Annotated in this window: 14 protein-coding genes; 5 read left to right on the top strand and 9 right to left on the bottom strand. The window is 59.4% G+C overall.

The annotated features are described in order from the left end of the window. Positions 1-841 precede the first annotated feature (841 nt). Complete coding sequence (locus AC19YQ_RS16095; RefSeq protein WP_133076860.1) at positions 842-3,031, bottom strand: TonB-dependent siderophore receptor; 2,190 nt, start codon at positions 3,029-3,031, stop codon at positions 842-844. A 155-nt stretch (positions 3,032-3,186) separates the two neighbouring features. Here AC19YQ_RS16095 and AC19YQ_RS16090 point away from each other — a divergent pair, with 155 nt between their 5' ends. From AC19YQ_RS16090 to AC19YQ_RS16075, 4 genes are all read left to right on the top strand, one after another. After that, on the top strand, positions 3,187-4,533 hold the full coding sequence (locus AC19YQ_RS16090; protein WP_500595485.1) for a hypothetical protein: 1,347 nt from the start codon (positions 3,187-3,189) through the stop codon (positions 4,531-4,533). A 500-nt stretch (positions 4,534-5,033) separates the two neighbouring features. Further along, entirely contained in the window at positions 5,034-7,154 is a 2,121-nt protein-coding gene (gene mtlD / locus AC19YQ_RS16085) for a bifunctional mannitol-1-phosphate dehydrogenase/phosphatase (protein ID WP_500595484.1), read from the top strand. 80 nt (positions 7,155-7,234) lie between these two features. After that, on the top strand, positions 7,235-7,654 hold the full coding sequence (locus AC19YQ_RS16080; RefSeq protein ID WP_133076858.1) for a hypothetical protein: 420 nt from the start codon (positions 7,235-7,237) through the stop codon (positions 7,652-7,654). Positions 7,655-7,782: 128 nt separating this feature from the next. Next, complete coding sequence (locus AC19YQ_RS16075; RefSeq protein ID WP_133076857.1) at positions 7,783-8,790, top strand: Ldh family oxidoreductase; 1,008 nt, start codon at positions 7,783-7,785, stop codon at positions 8,788-8,790. 242 nt (positions 8,791-9,032) lie between these two features. Here the strand turns inward: AC19YQ_RS16075 and AC19YQ_RS16070 are convergent, their stop codons facing one another. The 8 genes from AC19YQ_RS16070 to AC19YQ_RS16035 all read right to left on the bottom strand — a co-directional run bounded on the left by AC19YQ_RS16070 (position 9,033) and on the right by AC19YQ_RS16035 (position 16,982). Beyond that, the gene (locus tag AC19YQ_RS16070; protein WP_019827259.1) at positions 9,033-9,950 is read right to left on the bottom strand and encodes a dihydrodipicolinate synthase family protein; all 918 of its coding nucleotides are present in this window, start codon (positions 9,948-9,950) and stop codon (positions 9,033-9,035) included. 85 nt (positions 9,951-10,035) lie between these two features. Beyond that, positions 10,036-11,064: a trans-3-hydroxy-L-proline dehydratase gene (locus tag AC19YQ_RS16065; protein WP_500595482.1), complete on the bottom strand. Its 1,029-nt coding sequence runs from the start codon at positions 11,062-11,064 to the stop codon at positions 10,036-10,038. Between the two features lie 66 nt (positions 11,065-11,130). Next, complete coding sequence (locus AC19YQ_RS16060) at positions 11,131-11,853, bottom strand: amino acid ABC transporter ATP-binding protein (protein ID WP_133076855.1); 723 nt, start codon at positions 11,851-11,853, stop codon at positions 11,131-11,133. Continuing rightward, entirely contained in the window at positions 11,846-12,496 is a 651-nt protein-coding gene (locus AC19YQ_RS16055; protein ID WP_133076854.1) for an amino acid ABC transporter permease, read from the bottom strand. Before AC19YQ_RS16055 ends, AC19YQ_RS16060 begins: the two co-directional genes overlap by 8 nt. Positions 12,497-12,506: 10 nt before the next feature. Beyond that, positions 12,507-13,172, bottom strand: a complete 666-nt coding sequence (locus AC19YQ_RS16050) for an amino acid ABC transporter permease (RefSeq protein ID WP_133076853.1) — start codon at positions 13,170-13,172, stop codon at positions 12,507-12,509. Next, positions 13,165-14,937: a cis-3-hydroxy-L-proline dehydratase gene (gene lhpI, locus AC19YQ_RS16045; protein ID WP_500595481.1), complete on the bottom strand. Its 1,773-nt coding sequence runs from the start codon at positions 14,935-14,937 to the stop codon at positions 13,165-13,167. Before lhpI ends, AC19YQ_RS16050 begins: the two co-directional genes overlap by 8 nt. A 10-nt stretch (positions 14,938-14,947) precedes the next feature. After that, positions 14,948-15,766, bottom strand: a complete 819-nt coding sequence (locus tag AC19YQ_RS16040) for an ABC transporter substrate-binding protein (protein WP_133076851.1) — start codon at positions 15,764-15,766, stop codon at positions 14,948-14,950. 283 nt (positions 15,767-16,049) lie between these two features. Beyond that, positions 16,050-16,982 (bottom strand): AraC family transcriptional regulator, encoded by a 933-nt coding sequence (locus AC19YQ_RS16035; RefSeq protein ID WP_500595480.1) that lies wholly within the window; start codon positions 16,980-16,982, stop codon positions 16,050-16,052. A gap of 147 nt (positions 16,983-17,129) precedes the next feature. Here AC19YQ_RS16035 and AC19YQ_RS16030 point away from each other — a divergent pair, with 147 nt between their 5' ends. Then, positions 17,130-18,455, top strand: coding sequence for an alpha-glucosidase/alpha-galactosidase (locus AC19YQ_RS16030; RefSeq protein ID WP_500595479.1), 1,326 nt, complete (start codon positions 17,130-17,132; stop codon positions 18,453-18,455). Positions 18,456-18,460: the final 5 nt, after the last annotated feature.

The raw sequence follows: 18,460 nt of genomic DNA, 5'->3' as shown, positions 1-18,460 counted from the left end.
TGCTGGCGCGCGTGCCGGGGAACGAATCGAACCCAGCGAAGATCAATATCATCCGGAATGATACAAAGCGTAACCAAGCCCTCTAGCCTGCGCTTTTTGTTAGGGGGCTATCAATTAAATTTTGCTTAATGTTGTTGCGAGTAGTTGCGGCTACGAATCTGTAGTCGCTGACGAGCCGTGCGAGGCTGCGTCCGGCTGCGGAGCAGTCGTAAAGTCGGCTTCCACGGTTAATCAGGCAAACCGCGTGTACTGGTTTTGCGACCGCTGCGCGCTCGATCGCAGCCTCGTTCTACTCGTCAGCGACTACACGCGGGTGGGTGGCGAATCTGTAGCAGCTGACGAGCCGTGCGAGGCTGCGTCCGGCTGTGAAGCAGTCGTAAAGTCGGCTTCCACGGTTAATCAGGCAAACCGCGTGTACTGGTTTTGCGACCGCTACGCGCTCGATCGCAGCCTCGTTCTACTCGTCAGCGACTACAGGGGGTAGGTTGCGAACTGTAGCCGCTGACGAGCCGTGCGAGGCTGCGTCCGGCTGCGCAGCAGTCGTAAAGTCGTCTTCCACGGTTAATCAGGCATGCCGCGTGTCCCGGTTTTGCGACCGCTTCGCGCTCGATCGCAGCCTCGTTCTACTCGTCAGCGACTACACGCGGGTGGGTGGCGAATCTGTAGTCGCTGACGAGCCGTGCGAGGCTGCGTCCGGCTGCGAAGCGGCTTCCCCGGTTAATCAGGCATACCGCGTGTACCGGCTCTGCGACCTCTTAGCGCTCGAACGTAGCCTCGCACGGCTCGTCAACGCCTACAAAAAGCCGGGCAGGGGCTAAGCCCGGGACTAACGAAACCAACCCTAGAAATTGATCGAAGCACTCAGTCTTGCCGTCAACGGCGCCCCCTGGAACACATAGTTGTCGCCCATGTATTCCCCCACATCCCGCCAGTAGCGCTTGTCGAACAGGTTATCGACCGTCAGGCGAAAGACGGTGTCGTAACCGTCGATACGGGTGCTGTAGCGGCTGCCGATATTGAAAATGGCGTAAGCATCAGCCTGGGTCTGACCCAATTGGCTGGCGTATTTCTTGCCGCTGTATTGAACGCCGCCGAGCAGTGCCAGGCCATCGATCCAGGGCAGGGCGTAATCACCATGAAGGCTGGCGCGCAGGGTAGGGACGTTGATGGTTTGATGGCCCTCATAGTCCGGTGTCCCGCTACCCGTGACCCTTGACCGGATCGCCGCCACACTCGCACCCACCTGCAGGCGTTCGCTGGCCCAGCCGTTGGCTGCCAGCTCCAGCCCGGTGTTCTTTTGTTGCCCCTGTTGTACGAAGATGAATGAGCCGTCGCTCTGGGGCTCGGAGTACTGGTATGCCTGGCGGATCTGAAACAGCGTGGCGCTCAGGCTGATGCGCTGCCAGTCATACTTGATCCCGGCTTCGATCTGCCGCGATACGGTGGGTGGCAGGATTTCAGGGGAATTAGTCGCAAACCACGGCGCCGCGCCGCCCAGGGACAGGCCCTTGCTGTAGCGCGTATACAGCGTCATGTTTTGCACCGGTTTGTAGATCAGCGCGGCCTGGGGCAGGAACTCATAGCGCTGGGTGTGCCGGGTGGTGTCGCCATTGCTGTCGAAAGTCCTTTCGTCCAGACGCACTTCGCGCCCGCCGATCATGGTCTGCCACTGCTCGTTAAAGCTGATCAGGTCATTGAAAAACACCTCGTACTGGCGACTGTCCAGGCGGCGATAGCTGTCTTTGACGGGACCCTGGTAGCGCGCAAATTGCTCCGGTTCGCTATCAATATTGCCGGTGCCGATCATTTCGTTGATCAACTCGCGCTGATCGACCACGCGTCGAAAGGCACTGGTGCCCACTGTCAGCTCGTGGCCGATGCTGGCGGTATCAAACTTGCCGCTAAGTGCCGCCTGAACTTCATCGTTGCGCCGGGTATCGTCGGGGCTTCGGAAGTCATAGATGTCGTAATTGCCTTCAGGGCTGAAGTAATTGGGTACTGGCGCGCTGGAGCAACTGGCGGAGCCATAGCAGCCCCAGGCAAACGAACTGTAATCGTCAATCACCACCTTGCTGCGCGATGCACTGAGGCTACCCTTCCAGCTGTCACTGAAGCGGTACTCAAAGTTGCCGTTGATATTGAGCGAGTCAATGGTCACCGGCTTGGAGCCGCTCTGGTGTGCCAGCAGTTTTTTCGGGGAGGCGTGGTGCGGCAGCTCGGTGCCGCCGAGCAATTGATAGCCCGGAACCGAACGCTGTTCCTTGTTTTGATACTCCACGTCCAGTTGCAGCAGCGCATCGGGGCTGATGTTCCAGTCGAATGCCACGGATGCAAAATCACGCTGGCCATTGGCGTGTTCGACCCAGGAGTGAATATCTTCGTGGGCGACGTTGGCGCGCAGGCCGAACTGCTGTTCGCTGCCGAACCAACCACCCACATCGGCGGCCAGATAACCGCTGCCGCGGTCGTCGGTCGAGACAGTGACCGAACGCACATCGGCTGCGCGCTTGGTCACGTAATTGACCACACCGCCGGGCTCCGAAACCCCGCTTTGCAAGCCCGAAAGCCCTTTGAGCAACTCCACCTGCTGCTTGTTTTCCAGCCCGACATTTTGCTCGCCGGTGATGGTGCGGCCATTGATCTTGTAGCTGCTGGCCGAATTGAGCGAGAAACCGCGCACCACGAAATTCTCGTAATAGCCGACCGGGGCATAACTCTCGCCCACGGAGGCATCATTTTTCAGCACATCACTGAGCAGGCGGGCTTGTTGATCTTCAATCAACGCATCGGTAAACACCGAGATCGCTGCGGGGGTGTCGAGCAATGGCGCCGCTTCAAAACCACCCACCCAGGCGTTGTCTGCCTGGTAAGCCCCGTTATCCTCGGCGGTGACGGCAGTGGCAGGCAGTTCGGTTCGGGCTGCGTGTGCCGCAGGCATGGCGCTGCCCAGCAGCACGCCTAGGCTGAGCAAACCGAACCGCAACCGCGGATCGGCCCCAGTCTGGTTGAACGTGCGGTAAAGCCTTTTCATGCACAACTCCTGAACGATGGACAGGCGTGTCAGTGATGCCTGTTTAACAAACGCGCCATCATACAGATCCGCTGAGAAACGCACCGTTGTGATGCATTTGCCAGGCCCGAAGCGTACAGCCGGGTCTTTTATGTTGACATAATTTGTGGTAAAATATGGTGGATAATAATTTAATTCTCGAGCTGAATGGTCGCCCTTCGGCAAATTTTGCGTCTTCTACCATGAAAACATGTAATAAAGTGCAGTCACCCGCTGGTGCATTGGCAAGCTTTTTATTGTGTGGGTTTCTGCTCTTTCTAACAGTGTTTTTTGCCCCCCAAGCTCAAGCATTGACGGCTGAGATCACTGCTGTTTTCAACCCCGATCCGGGCAACCCTCAGGTCAACCAGTTCAAAAACACCACGCCTAATTCCGGTATTTGCGCCATCTACCCCGGTACATGTATTCCCAGGGGTTACTTCAGCATCGGTTTAACTGGGCTCGATGCAATTTCACAGAGACCGATTCTGGCTAACCACGCCAATGTCAGAGACGGTGCGATGTTCAAGGTCCCGGCCGAACCGAGGCCCGTTCAAGTGACCAGCTCCCGTGGGCAGGTGGCGCAGGTGCAGTTTTCCATTTCGGCCCTGGCTGGAACCAACTGGACCCGTGACGTCAGGCTGATGACTGGCATACCGACATCCAGTGCAACTACCGCTCAGAGCCATCTTTGGGGCGGGTTCCAGTGGGGTTGGAGTTCGCCAGCGGCTTGCCCGCGGGGGGCTGCGATGGGGCCTTCTTACACGGCCGGCAATTTCTTTTGGTTTACGCCGCAGCCCGTGCCCTGTGGCGTTTCTCCGGCGTATGAGATCGACAATCTGCGAATGGCCAATATCAGCGTGTCGTACCTGATGACCGCACCTGATCCTCTGCGAATGGAAACGGGCACTTATCGTGGCTCGATCACCTATTCTGTGGGGCCGGGCGGGGACTTCGATTTCGGCGACAATCTGCTCCCCACCGACACCAGTGTCACCCTCAATTTCACCCTGGACGTTCAACACACCCTCAGGTTTCAGTTTCCGGCCAACAGCAGTCGTATTGAGCTGATACCTGGCGGCGGCTGGCAGCAATGGTTGAACCAGGGGCGTCGGCCGCAAAGGCTCTGGGCTGATCAGGGTTTCAACATCTCGTCGTCTACCCCGTTCAGCATGGCGCTGCAATGCGAATACCTGGTGGGCACCCTGTGCGGGATACGAAACCCAACGGGTCACACGGTGGTAGTCGAAACTCGATTGACACTGCCAAATGGCTTGCGCGACGCCTCGGATCAACCGGTGAACCGCCAACTGCTAAGCACCACGCCTGCCGTCTATTCCCCCAGCTACTACGTAGATAACGGTCAAGCGAAACTGCACTTTGAAGTGCCCCAGGATCAGATGCAAAGCATGCTCAATGATCATTCGGGCAGCACGTACAGAGGCACCATCACGGTTATTTCAGACAGCGAAATCAATTTTTAGTGAGGCAATCGTGGAGCAGGCGCAGAGGGGCTCGCAATGGCATCAGCCATCCTTGCGAGCTGACGCCAACCTTGATTTAGACGCGCTACATGGGTTATAGCTAAAAAGGTATCCAATCGCATTACAGGAAATTTCAACGCCCTTATGGATGGAATCACACGTATCAATCGCCGGTTCGGCTCACACTTCGCATCCCTGATTGCGAGTTGTGGGCCTCACGTCAAATGCTGCAGTCATGCAGTCACAGGGTTTGTTTCCCGCCTTCTTGCACACACCGCATTACCTCTGCTCAGGCCCTGCTTTCCGGGCAGCTGCGCCAACTGGCGCCATTGTTACGTCCCCCCACCTGATTATTGCTGACCACTCGCCGTTCCGGTGCGCTCACGCCCCGCTTTCAATGGTGCGTCCTGCTGCCCGGCATTTGTATTTGAAACCACTTTTTGATCCGAAGCGTTTCAGCGAGCGAAGCCAAAAGCCTCGCCTTACAAGGAGCTGTGCTCATGATTTATTTTCAGGGTAAACGAATTTTCAGTGCCATCTTCGATATGGACGGCACCATGTTTGACACCGAGCGCTTGCGCTTTAAAACCCTCAAACAGGCAGCCCTCGAGATTCACGGCACGCCGCTCAGTGAAGAAACACTGATGGGGTCACTGGGCTTGAGCGCCAAAAAAGCCGAGGCGCTGGCCAAGGCCAATCACGGCGAAGACTTCCCGTATGCGCAAGTCCGCCAGCGTGCCGATGAGCTTGAACTGGCCCATGTGCGCAATCAGGGCGTGCCGATCAAGGACGGCCTGCTGGAAGTGCTGGAGCGTTTGCGCAAGTACGGTCTGACCATGGCCGTGGCCACGTCGAGTCGCCGGGCCATCGCCGAGGAATACCTGATCAATGCCAACGTGCTCAAGTATTTCGACGTCACGGTGTGTGGCGATGAAGTTAGCCAGGGCAAACCCCACCCCGAGATATTCCTCAAGGCGGCCAGTGCCCTGAATTGCCTGCCACAGCATTGCCTGATGCTGGAGGATTCGGAAAACGGCCTGCTGTCGGCGATCCGCGCCGACGGGCAGCCGATCCTGATCGAAGACATCAAGCCTCCGGCACCCGAGGTCAAGGCCGGAGCACTCATGGCGTACCAGACCATGCACGGTTTTCTGGGTGACCTGAATGAGTGCATGCCCGACCTGGGCACCCCGGCGCTGACCGAGAGCTTCCCGCCGACACTCAACCAGTTCAGTGCCGGGATTCATGGTTTTGGCGCGATGGGAGGTGGCTACCTGACGCAAATTTTCTCCCACTGGGATGGCTACACGCGCCCCTGCGAGATCATCGCCGCCACCCGCTCGCGGATGCTGCGCGAGACCATCCAGGCGTTTGGCCGCTTCAGCGTGCGCTACACCGCCACGTCCTTCGACCAGACCATCGACAACCTCAGCATGATCGACATGGATGACGCCGAAGCGGTGATCCGGATGTACGACGTGGCGGAAATTGTCGGGTTGAGCCTTCCGGAAACGGCGATCCGCAAGCAGGCGGGGGTGATTGCCAAGGGCCTGATCCGTCGCTACGAACGCCGGGGTCGGGAGTTGACGATCCTGATCGTGCTGAACAAGGTCGGCGGTGCGGACTTTGTGCGCCGGCATGTGCAGGCGCAACTCGAACTGCTGGTTTCCCCCCAGCTGTGCCAACAGATTCTGGACAACACCCATTTCGTTGAGACAGTGGTCAGTCGCATCGTCTCCAAATTGTCCAACGAAGCCCTGGTGCGCCAGTTGCGGATCAAGTCGAAGATATTCCAGAACAGCTTGAGTGACGAGGTCGATACCCCGAAGGCCGAAACCCGCACACCGGTGCCCGAATATGAGCGCCTGATCAGTCGCTTTCGACCTTTTGCCCAGCCCAGTAACGCCCTGAGCCAGTTGCACCTGATCCTGTTCAACAGCGAGCCGGACATGCCCCTGTATGCGCAGCGGTGCAGCAACCTGCTTGAGCGATTGCGCCAGGTGAAGACGGTGGACGACATCACCCAGACCCAGGTGATCAAGAATCTGCTATGGAATGGTCCCCACGCGATCATTGCCTGGTACGCCAGCCTGCTCGGGTATTCGTGGTTGGGGCAGGGCATGGGCGATCCCCGTGTGAGTGCGTTGGCCCGGCGCTTGATCGGCGAGGCTGTCGGCCCGGCCCTGGTGGCCGAAAACCCCCATATGGCGGACGCCGTGGCCGGCTTTTCGGCTACCTTTCTGGAGCGTTGCAACACCTCCTTCAAGGATCCCTGTGCCCGTGTAGGGCGTGACCCGCTGCGTAAACTGCAACGCAACGAGCGGATTTTTCGCAGTATCGATCTGGCCAAAAAACACGGGATCGACAGCAGCGCCCTGGAGTACGGCACAGCGCTGGCGCTGCACTATGCCCTGGGCGCAATCGACAGCAAGGATCAGGAGTGCCAGCAGATGCGCCGGCTGTATCAGGACAGCGCCAGCATCGAGGCGGTACTGACCTGGACCGGCAACTACCACGGCCAACCCTACTCGGGGCTGGATCCGGTCACTGATGCTGCATTGATCGAGGCCATTGTCGGGCACTTTCACCAGATTGGGCAAGAGCTGCGGCTCAGTGCTTAGGGTGTAAGTCCAGGGGAGATTGGCGAGGGCGTTTGTATGCAGCAGTATGTCGGGATACTGATTCACAAGCGGATAGCCCAATGCCTGACGATGCTGAAAATACCGTGCACTACATCAATACCGACCTGCTACTGGCTGCGCCGATTGATTTGGGTTTGTTGGCTGCGGCGTTGATTGGGCAGTCTGAGGCCGATGGGTGCGTCAGTTGTTTGCATATCGGGCGTGACGAGTCCGGGTATCAGGCGCACTTTGAAGCCTTTGGCCCTGACGGGAGTTACTTCACCCCGCAGGAGAGCATCCAGGCCTTGCTGAATGCGATTGAACACCTCCCGCAATCGATGGAGCCAGCGTGGCAAGCCTGTTCAAAAAGGACCCTGGATATTGGTTACGAAAGCGGTGATGTACCGCGTAGCGTAAGCCACCCGATTTCGATCGACATGCTGGCGCGTATGCAGATATTGGGGATTGATCTCTGTATCACGGTGTATGCCAGTAGTTGAGGAGGAACGAAGGCTGCGCCCGGCAGCAACCCTGAGCTGTGCTGAATTCGTCATGCAACCGGCTTGAACCGATCAAGCCGTGGAGCCTGTCATGGTCCAGTCTGTAAGGTCTGTTCAAGGAGCTGATCATGATCCGACTGACCCTGGCCCAGGCTTACGAGCTGGCCGAATCGATCTTGTTGCATAACGGTTTCAATCCGGCCCATGCCCGCGCGGTGAGTGAAACGGTGCTGGCCGGGGAGCGTGATGGTTGCGCCTCCCACGGCTTGTACCGGGTGCTGGGCTGTGTCAATTCGCTGCGCGCGGGCAAGGTCTCGGCCGACGCCGTGCCCCAGGTGATCGATCAGGCGCCTTCGATTGTGCGGGTGGATGCGGGGGGCGGTTTTTCCCAGCTGGCCTTCCAGGCGGGTTTGCCGATACTGCAGGACAAAACCCGGGCTAACGGTATTGCGGCGTTGGCGATCAATCGGTGTGTGCATTTTTCGGCATTGTGGGTAGAGATCGAACAATTGACGGCGGCCGGTCTGGTGGCATTGGCCTGCAACCCGAGTCATGCCTGGGTTGCGCCAGCCGGCGGCAGCCAGCCGGTCTTTGGCACCAACCCGATTGCGTTTGGCTGGCCACGGGCGGGGCGTGATCCTTTTGTCTTTGACTTTGCCACCAGTGCGATTGCCCGTGGCGACATCGAGTTGCATCGCCGGGCAGGCAAGTCGATACCTGAAGGCTGGGGGGTTGACGCTCAGGGGTTGCCGAGCACCGACGCCAATGTCGTGCTGGATACGGGCGCGATGCTGACGTTCGGCGGGCACAAGGGCTCGGCGCTGGCCGCGATGGTGGAATTGATTGCCGGTCCCTTGATCGGTGATTTGACCAGTGCCGAATCCTTGGCTTACGACGCGGGCAGCAAGTCGTCGCCATACCATGGCGAGTTGATTATCGCGTTCGATCCGCAGCGCTTTCTGGGGGCTGCAACTGATCAGCATCTGGCACGGGCAGAAGTGTTGTTTGAGAGTATCGAAGGGCAGGGCGCCCGTTTGCCGTCGCAACGCCGTTACGATGCGCGGGCGCGAAGCCAGGTGGAAGGGGTGCAGATCCCGCAGGCGTTGTACAACGATCTGCGGGCATTGTTGAATTAAGGACATTGTGCGGGCGGTGAAACCCTCTCGATCGCAGCGACTTCAGCACGGAGTTGGTGACGAATCTGTAGTCGCTGACGAGCCGTGCGAGGCTGCGATCGGCGTGATGCGGCACCCCGACGTAGCCGTCGTAAAATCGGTTCCCACGGTTAGTCAGGCATACCCCGTGCGCCGGTTTACGACCGCTACACCGCCGATCGCAGCCTCGTTCTACTCGACAGCGACTACGAACGCCTCACCGGCTACAAACCGACATCGGGCAACTGCGGACGGTTGGCCAGGGCCTTGGCCATGATCCGCTCGACAAATTCACGGTCTTCCCGGGGCAAGGCCAGGCGCGGTGGGCGGGTCAGGGCGCTGCCGCGACCGGCAATGGCCTCACACAACTTGATGCACTGCACCAGGTCGGCGCGGGCGTCCAGGTGCAAAATCGGCATCAACCACTCATAGATCGGCATGGCCTCGGCAAAACGCCCGGCCTTGGCCAGGCGGAAGATGGTTTCGCCTTCTTTGGGGAATACGTTGGACATGCCCGATACCCAACCCTCGGCACCCACGGCGATGCTTTCGAGCACCACGTCGTCCAGACCAGCAAACAGCACAAAACGGTCGCCGACTTCATTGCGAATGTCGATAAAGCGCCGGGTGTCGCCCGAAGAGTCCTTGAAGCACACCACGTTGTCGCAATCGGCCAGGGAAATCAGGATTTCTGGGGTGACGTCATTTTTGTAGATCGGCGGGTTGTTGTAGACCATCAGCGGTACGTCGGCGTTTTTGGCCACGTAACGATAATGTTCGGCCGTTTCAAAAGGCTTTGAGCCGTAGACCAGCGCGGGCATCAACATCACCCCGTCAACCCCGACCTTGCGCACGGCATTGGCTACCTTGGCGGCTTGCACGCTGGTGAACTCGGCCACGCCACAGATCACCGGTACACGACCGCGAGAGGCATCCACCGCGACTTCGGTCACGGCGATTTTTTCTTCAGCGGTCAACGAGGTGTTTTCCCCCACCGATCCGCACACCACCAGCCCCGAGACGCCGTCGCGAATAACGTTGGAAATCACCTGATGGGTCTTGTCCAGGTTGATGGTGAAGTCATCGTTGAATTGAGTGGTCACCGCAGGGAAGACGCCACTCCAGTTGATGCGCTTGCTCATTGTTTATTGCCTCCGGTTACATTGATGGTATTTCGTATACGATTAAATTCAAAAAAAGGCCTTCGTATCAGCGCTGTGGGGGGGGTTAGGCACCCGGCCAGGTATCCGACAGGCGATAGCCCTGTGGCCACGGGTCGCTTGGGTCCAGCAGTAACTGATGGGTGCCGGTGATCCAGGCCCGGCCAGAGATGCACGGGTAGATCGCGGTGCGTCCGGCGACTTCGGTCATGGAGTCGATGCGGCAATGGAACTCGGAACCGATGATCGAGCGCCCGATAAAGCGATCACCCACCTTGAGCACGCCCTTGGCCTGCAATACCGCCATGCGCGCCGAGCAGCCGGTGCCGCAGGGCGAACGATCGATCTTGCCCGGACGGATCACCACCGCGTTGGCCCCACTGGCAATCCCGTTCTGGTACTCCACGGGGGCTGCAATCTGGCAAAAGGAGATATGCGACCTGTCGGGGTTCAGCGGGTGGACGAAGCCCAATTGCTCGTTGGCCGCACGGGTGATTTTCAAGCCGATTTCAACGATGTCTTTCGCTTCGTCCGGGCTGATCGAAAACCCCAGTTCCCGGGCATCGGCGAGCACGAAACTGTCGCCGCCATAGGCGGTGTCGACCTTGAGCGAGCCAAGGCCTTCAACTTCGATCCAGGCATCCAGACGGTCCGCGAATGACGGTACGTTCTTGATCTCGACCCGTTGCACCTTGCCGTCCCGGCAATCGGCCACGGCTTCGATCAGTCCGCCCGGGGCTTCGAGCACCAGTCGGGTTTGCGGTTCGGTCATCGGCAAAATGCCGCTGTCGAGCAACACCGTGGAGACGCATATCGAGTTGGAGCCCGACATCGGCGGCGTGTCGGCCGGCTCCATGATGATCCAGGCCATTTGTGCCCGTGGATCCTTGGCCGGAACCAGCAGGTTGACGTGGCGGAACACGCCGCCACGGGGTTCGTTGAGGACGAAGTTGCGCAGGGTTTCGTCCTGGGCAATCCACCGCGACTGTTCCCACACGGTGGCACCCGGCGGCGGGGCCACGCCACCTACAATCACGTCGCCGACCTCTCCCTCGGCGTGACAACTGACCACATGAACGATTTTCGATGACCGCATGGCTTGCTCCTGTTGTGTTGAGGTGGGCCTTGTCGCGAGCATGCCCGCGCCCACAGTGACTGGGGGTTATTTGACCGACTTGAGGAAGGCCGCCGTTTCCGCGTGCACCGGGTTGCCGATGACTTGATCGGGGGAGCCGATTTCGTGCACCAGGCCGTTGCGAAAGAACGCCACACGGTCGGATACATCCCGCGCAAAACGGATTTCGTGGGTCACCAGGACCATGGTCATGCCGTCTTCGGCGAGCATGCGCATGGTGTCCAGCACTTCGCCGACCAGTTGCGGGTCGAGGGCCGAGGTGGCTTCGTCAAACAGCATGTAGTCCGGCGACATGGCCAGGGCACGGGCAATGGCCATGCGCTGTTGCTGACCGCCGGACAGCTTGCCGGGGAATGCCTTGAGCTTGTCGCCAAGGCCCACATGGGTCAGTTGCTGCACCGCCAGGGCCTCGGCTTCGGCCTTGCTTTTGCCGAGCACCTTGCGCGGTGCAAGCATCACGTTTTCGAGCACGGTGAGGTGCGGGAAGGCGTTCCATTGCTGGAACACGATGCCGATTTTCTGCCGCAGGTGGTTGAGGTTAGTGGCGCGGTCATGGACTTCGATGCCGTCGACGCGAATGTGGCCCTTCTGGATCGGTTCCAGACCGTTGATGCACATCAGCAGGGTCGACTTGCCGGAGCCGGAGCCGCCGATAATTGAAACCACTTCGCCCTTGTTCACGGTCAGGCTAACGCCCTTGACCACTTCAAGGTCGCCGAAGGATTTGTGTACGTTGACGATCTCAATCATTTTCTTGCCACCTTTTTTCCAGGCGAGCGCCAAGGCGGGCAACCACCAGGCTCATGACGTAATAGATAAGGCCTGCGATGCACAGCACCAGCATCGGTTCCTGGATGCGGGTGACGACGATTTGCGAGGCACGCAACAATTCAACAATGCCGATCCACATCACCAGGGCGGTGTCCTTCATCACACTGAGCACCAGGTTGAGCCAGCCGGGGAAGGCCACTCGCATGGCGATGGGCAGCACGATATAGCGCAGGTCCTGCAAGTAGCTCAGGCCCAGGGAGCGACTGGCCCGGCGTGTGGTAAATGGCACGGCGAGCACGCCACTGCGCACGATCTCGGTGAAGTACGCGGCAGCGTAGACCCCAAGCACGATGCAGCCGACGGTGAAGGCGCTGATGTTCAGGCCGACAATGCTCTTGAGCGAGTTGAACAGCACAAACTGGATCAGCAACGGTACGCTGCGAAACACGTCCAGCACCCAGGCCAGCGGCAGACTGGCCCGCGGCAGCAAAGCGCGCATCAGGCCGAACAGCAGTCCTGCAACAGTACCCAGCAAAATCGCCCAGGTGGTCAGTTGCAGGGTGACCCAGGCCCCGTCCAGCAAAAACAAAAAGTCGTTCCAGGTAAAACTGGTTGAAAACATGGGTCAGTCCTCAGTAACGAAACAGTCGCCAGGCCAACAGCCGGGCTACTGCAACGATTGCTTTGGCAATCAGGTAATACAGCACCGCGGCCATGGCGAAGTATTCGAAGGTGCGGAACGTTTTGACGTTGTAGTCCTGGGTCACGCCGGTGAGGTCATTGTTCAGGCCCACGATCACGCCCAGGGACGTCATCAGTACGGCCCAGACCATCTGGTTGGTCAGCGGGTAGAACACAATGCGCAGCAGCTGCGGGACGACGATCATGCGGTAGGTCTGGAATGCACTCATGCCCAGCGAGCGAGCAGCACGGACCTGGGTTTCGGGCACGGCTTTGAGGCCGCCACGAAAGTTTTCGGCCAGGTAGCCGGCGTTGTTGAACGTGATCCCGGCCAGCAGGGCCACCCATGAACTGACATGCAGGCCCATGGAGCCCAGGCCGAAGTACAAAATATAGATTTGAAACAGCGACGGGGTGTTGCGGGCAATGGATACCCAGGTATTGCCGATGCCGCGCAACCACGGGTTCCTGGTTTCGCGCATCACGGTCAGCGCCAGGGCGATCACTACGCCGAAGATCATCGACAGTGCAGCGGTCTCAAAAGTGACCAGGGCACCTGCGAGCATGTCCGGCAAAGCGCGCATTGCCGATCGCCATTGGAAGGTGTAGTCAAACATGGGCGTAGTTCTCCAGTGAGGCAGCGGTTTGCAGCCACAGCGGCAAGCGACCGCTGGCCGTGGCGCTGCACGCCGCATCCACACACTCGGCGAGGCTGGCGAAGTGAACCTTGCGCCCCACAAGGCCGGGTGCGTAGTGGGCGTATTTGCCCGAGTTGGTCATCAGGTTCCTGGCGGACGGCGGGATCACCGGCTCACCCAGCATGCACCAGCAGGTATCAGTGACCAGCGTGACGCCGAAGGCTTCGAGTACGGCGATATGCCCGGCGTTGCGTGCCTGCTCCAGTACGGCACGGCCACAGGTGATCGCCAGTACCACATCAGGGTGGCGATGCCGGCCCTGGCACAGGCGCGCCAAATGAGCGAACTCGGTCAGGGAAAAGTGCGGGTTGCCCAAGGAGACCACATCCACCCTGGAATCACGGGCACTGTTGAGTTCCTGCCAGCTGAGCAGCAGGTCCTGCACATTGATCTTGATCACCGCCAGGTCTTGATCCAGGACCTGTGCCGGATTCAGCGCTTCAGGTGTTACCCCGGCAATATGGAACAAAGGCGCCGCGCTGGTGGTGGCAAAAGCCGCACCGAATGCCTTGAGATCGTCCCGGTCCGGGTGATGGTGTTCCAGCCCCGACACCAGCGGGATATGGCTCCCGGCCAGGGCACCGATGTGGTAGCCGAGCAGGGGATAAAAGGCGTCGTCGAGGTCAGCCAGTTGCGGCACCTGAACGTGTAAACGGGCTTTGCGCTGACTCTCCAGATGGCAGCCAATCAACGGCGCACGGCCGGTGAGGGCAATGCAGATATCCAGATAATCAGGGTATTTGAGTGTGCGTGCGCCGAGCACGCTGTTGGCGTACACCACCGCGTTGGACTCTGCCCAGACGATCTGCTCACCCGCCTTGGGCGCGCTGTCCAGCAGATAAGGCGCGCAGGTGAAACTCAGCTGTGCACCCATGGCCATGTAGGCATCGCCCAGAGCACTGGCCGGTACGCCGAGCACAGGGTCGATACCCAGTTCACGCCAGCGGCGCTGGTCTACGGAAATCGAATTGAGGGTAGTGGGCACCCGGACCCGGGCGCCCCATTCAACCAGTTGTTGGGCAAAGCGCAGGCTCGCAGGCCCGGTATAGATGCAGCCGTCGATATGCGCCTGGGTGATGTCGATCAGTTGTGCGGCCCCTTGCAATTGCGCCATGCGCAAAACGATTTGCATCGCGACCTGGGCGGCCTTGCCGTAGCTGCCATCGAGCAGTGCCCTATCGTGCTCGGTCAGCTCGATTCCGGTGCCTGGGTCTGCAGTGGGGGTATCGCTGATCGATGTTGGTGCGGTGTCGTCAGGCGCTGTATCAAACAGGCTCAGGTGTGTGCCGTCGACACTGGCGAACGCCTTGCGCTGCAAGCCGGCAAAGGCTTCGCTGCCGATGCAGAGCACCGGCAGGGAGCGTTCGAACAGGGTATGGGCGACCAGCACGCCAAGGGTCAGAATCTCATCGGCCTCAGCCAGCACCAGGGCTGCGGGGGCATGACCATTGCTGATCAGTTCCATCAGCACGCTGCTACCGGTGCAGGAGCCGCGCCCGCTGGGGATCGCCAGCACCCGGCCCGCCAGGCATTCGCCACTGAGCGGGTGGTGACGGTCGATCACCTCACCGCTGAACGGGTCGACGCCGCCCCAGAAACTCAGGCCGACATCGGCGTAGAGCAGTGGGCCGACCGCTGCGCCATCAACCAGGCTGCGACCGCAGAGAGAAGTTATCCCGGACATGCTGGATACCTCAGTAGTAAACGTGAGGTACGGTCAGATCAGCCGGTGGAATCTCGGTGCCGACCCACTTGACCCACAGATCCTTGTAGCGACCGGTGCGTACTTGCTGGTTGACGAACAGGTTCAGGTAATTGAGCAGGCCGTACTCGCTGCGCTTGGCGCCCAGGGACACGTAATCAACCACGTAAGGTGCGTTGCCGGCGACTTTCAGGTTTTTGTACTTGCCAGACTTAATGGTCGCAGCGGCCACGGTGTTGGTGACGACGGTGGCTTCGATATGGCCCTGGGCAACGGCCAGCAGGGTGTCGTTTTGCGACTGATAGGCACGGAACGATCCGCTGCCCCAGCTCTTCACGTCTTTTTCCAGGGCGATGGCTTCATAGGTGCCGCTGGTATTGCCCACGGCCTTGCCCTTGAGATCGTCGAAGTTGTTGATGCCGGTATCGTCGCGGGTCAGCACCACCATCTGGAAGGCGAAGTAAGGGATGCTCAGGCCAACGGTTTTTGCACGTTCCAGGGTGTCCGAGGTGGAGGCCACGATCACGTCGGCACGGCCGGAGACCAGCGCCGGGATACGGTCAGGGAAGGGGGTTTCAACGATTTCGGCATCGACTCCGAGCACTTTCGCCAGATCGTTGCAGTAGTCCACATCGAAGCCTACCGGCTTGTTGGATGCATCACGCGAGCCCATCGGTGGGAAGTCCAGGGTAACGGCGCAGCGCAGTTTGCCCGATCCAATGATGTCGTCGAGCTTGTCGGCCTGGGCCGTGGCGATAAAGGAACTACTGAGAACAGCGCTGAGGGCTACGGCAAGTACGGGGTTTTTCATGGAAGCCTCGGAGTCGTTGAAGTGCTGTTGAAAATCAGATTGAGGATTTCGTATACGATATTTAATTAGCAAATCGTGTGCCGATTTTCCTGCTGGCCCGTAAATAGTGCGCAGGCGGTGATTTCGGGTTAGCGAGGCGCAGATGGCTTGAGCCGTTGGGGTGCTGTGGGGTGGGGCGGTGTTACAGAAGGGAGCATGACTGCAGGCAATGCCCCGAAAGGAAACATTTGTGTGGGGCAAGGCGGCCAGGGTTTGCGACGACTATGCAGCCAAACGCTGCCCGTCAGGGTGTGCCCAGGTTATTGACGTAAAAGCCGCTCAAGCGAAACTCGCTGGGGGACAGGGAGAACGCACGGCGGAACAGTTTGGAAAAATAATTGGGGTCGCCGATCCCCACGGACAATGACACTGCCTTGATCGCCAGGTCGGTCATTTCAAGAAGGTGCGCCGCGCGTTTCATACGTTCGTGCAATACATACTCTGCCGGGGACATGCCGGTCGTACGGGTGAACACCCGGGAGAAATGGGCGCGGCTCAAGCCAGCAAGGCGGGCGAGACTGGCTACGTCCAGTTCGTCCGTGGCGGTGGGGTGGGCGTGTTTGTCCGGCCCCGTTTTCAGGCAGGCATGCACATGATTCTGGATAGTCGCGACCACACCCGAGCCACGGGTAGGCAGGGTGCAGTCCTGAACGCTCAAATCATCATGGAGCAGCATCAGGGCGTCATAGGCCAGGGCAGATGCCCGGCCTGCGGTGAGTTCCGGGGTGTGGACCAAGGTATCAATGGTGGTGGCCAGGGCTTCAATGGTCTGGTTGCTCAGCTTTAGCACCGGCCCGCGCTCTGCCAGCAGTGCCCGTTGCAGGCGCAACGCCTCCTTGCCGTACATGGCAATCCAGAAGAACTCCCAACTGTTGCCTTCCTCCAGCCAGTAGCAATGGTCGTGTGGCACCAGCAGCAACATGGTGTCCCCGGCATGGAGGCGGTGGTGGCGGCCTTCGAAGCGCAAATTGCCTTCGCCCGCGAGGGTGTGCTGCAAGATCACGAACGGGGTGTCCCCGCGCCTGCGCCCGTCCCAGCAATAGGAGGTGTCCTGGGCCCGGTCGTAACCGGCGTTGGTGGGCATGGTGTGCAGTTGATGCCTGCCGCGGGGCAGTGAAATGACCGTGGTTGACGGCCCTCTTGCCATCATCTCGCTGAGCACAGAATTACCCGTCATCGCATAAAACTCGTCTATTCAGGGGGGGGGGTCGCCTCCTACCATAGGAATCAAGCGGTTCCCAGGCAGCCTCAACAGGCATGGACTGCGGTGATGCTCTGATATTTTTTTACCTGTGTCCACTGCGAATAGAACAAGGATAAGCAGATGACTTTCAAGACCACGAAGATTGCCCTGATAGGTGCCGGCTCCACGGTATTCATGAAAAACGTGCTGGGCGATCTGTTGCACGTCGAGCTGTTGCGCAATGCGCATTTTGCGTTGATGGATATCGATCTGCATCGCCTGGAAACCTCGAAGATGGTGGCGGGCAAGATCGCCGAGACCCTGGGTGTGTCCCCCGTGTTCGAGGTGACGACCGATCGCCGTCGAGCACTGGAAGGGGCCGATTATGTGGTCACGATGATTCAGGTCGCAGGCTACAAACCGGGTACCGTGACCGATTTCGAGATCCCCAGGCGCTTCGGCCTGCGCCAGACCATCGGCGACACCCTGGGCATCGGCGGCATCATGCGTGGCTTGCGTACCGCCCCGGTACTGGTGGACATCGCCAAGGACATGGGCGAACTCTGCCCCGGTGCCCTGATGCTGCAATACGTCAACCCGATGGCCATTAACTGCATGGCGCTCAATCGCTTCGTTCCTCAGGTGCGTACGGTGGGGCTGTGCCATTCCGTGCAGGGCACGGCAAAGGAGCTGTCCCTGGACATCGGCGTACCGATCGAAGAAATTCGCTATCGCTGCGCCGGCATCAATCACATGTCCTTCTACACCTCGTTCGAGCGCCTGTTGGCCGATGGCAGCGTCGAAGATCTTTACCCGCGTATCCGCGCCGTACTTGATGAAGGAAAGGTCCCGGACTGGAACCGGGTACGTTATGAGGTGTTCAAGCACTTCGGCCATTTTGCGACCGAGTCTTCCGAGCATCTGGCCGAGTACGTGCCGTGGTTTATCAAGCGCCATCGCCCGGACCTGATCGAGCAGTTCAATATTCCGCTTGATGAATACCTGCGCCGCTGCGAGGAGCAGATCAGCGAGTGGGGCGTGCAGGAGCAGGCGCTGATCAACGGTGAAGGGCTCAAGGTGTGCCGCAGCCACGAATACGTTTCAAAAATCATCGAGGCCGAACTCACGGGTATTCCGACCGTGATCAACGGCAACGTGATGAACGCCGGATTGATCAGCAATCTGCCTGATAATGCCTGCGTAGAGGTACCCTGTGTGGTTGACCACAACGGTATTCAACCTACCCGTGTGGGTCATCTGCCGGTAGGCCTTGCCGCGTTGATGCAAACCAATATCAATGTTCAGCTCCTGACCGTGGAAGCCCTGGCCAGCGGTCGTCGTGAGCATGTCAAACAGGCCGTGATGCTTGATCCCCACGCGGCGGCAGAGCTGAGCCTCGACGAAATCGCGACCATGGTTGACGACTTGATCGAGGCTCACGAAGGCTGGTTGCCGCACTTGGGTTAAGCGCA

The sequence above is a fragment of the Pseudomonas sp. MF06569 genome (assembly GCF_059862735.1).
This window is presented reverse-complemented; position numbering and strand designations above follow the sequence as displayed.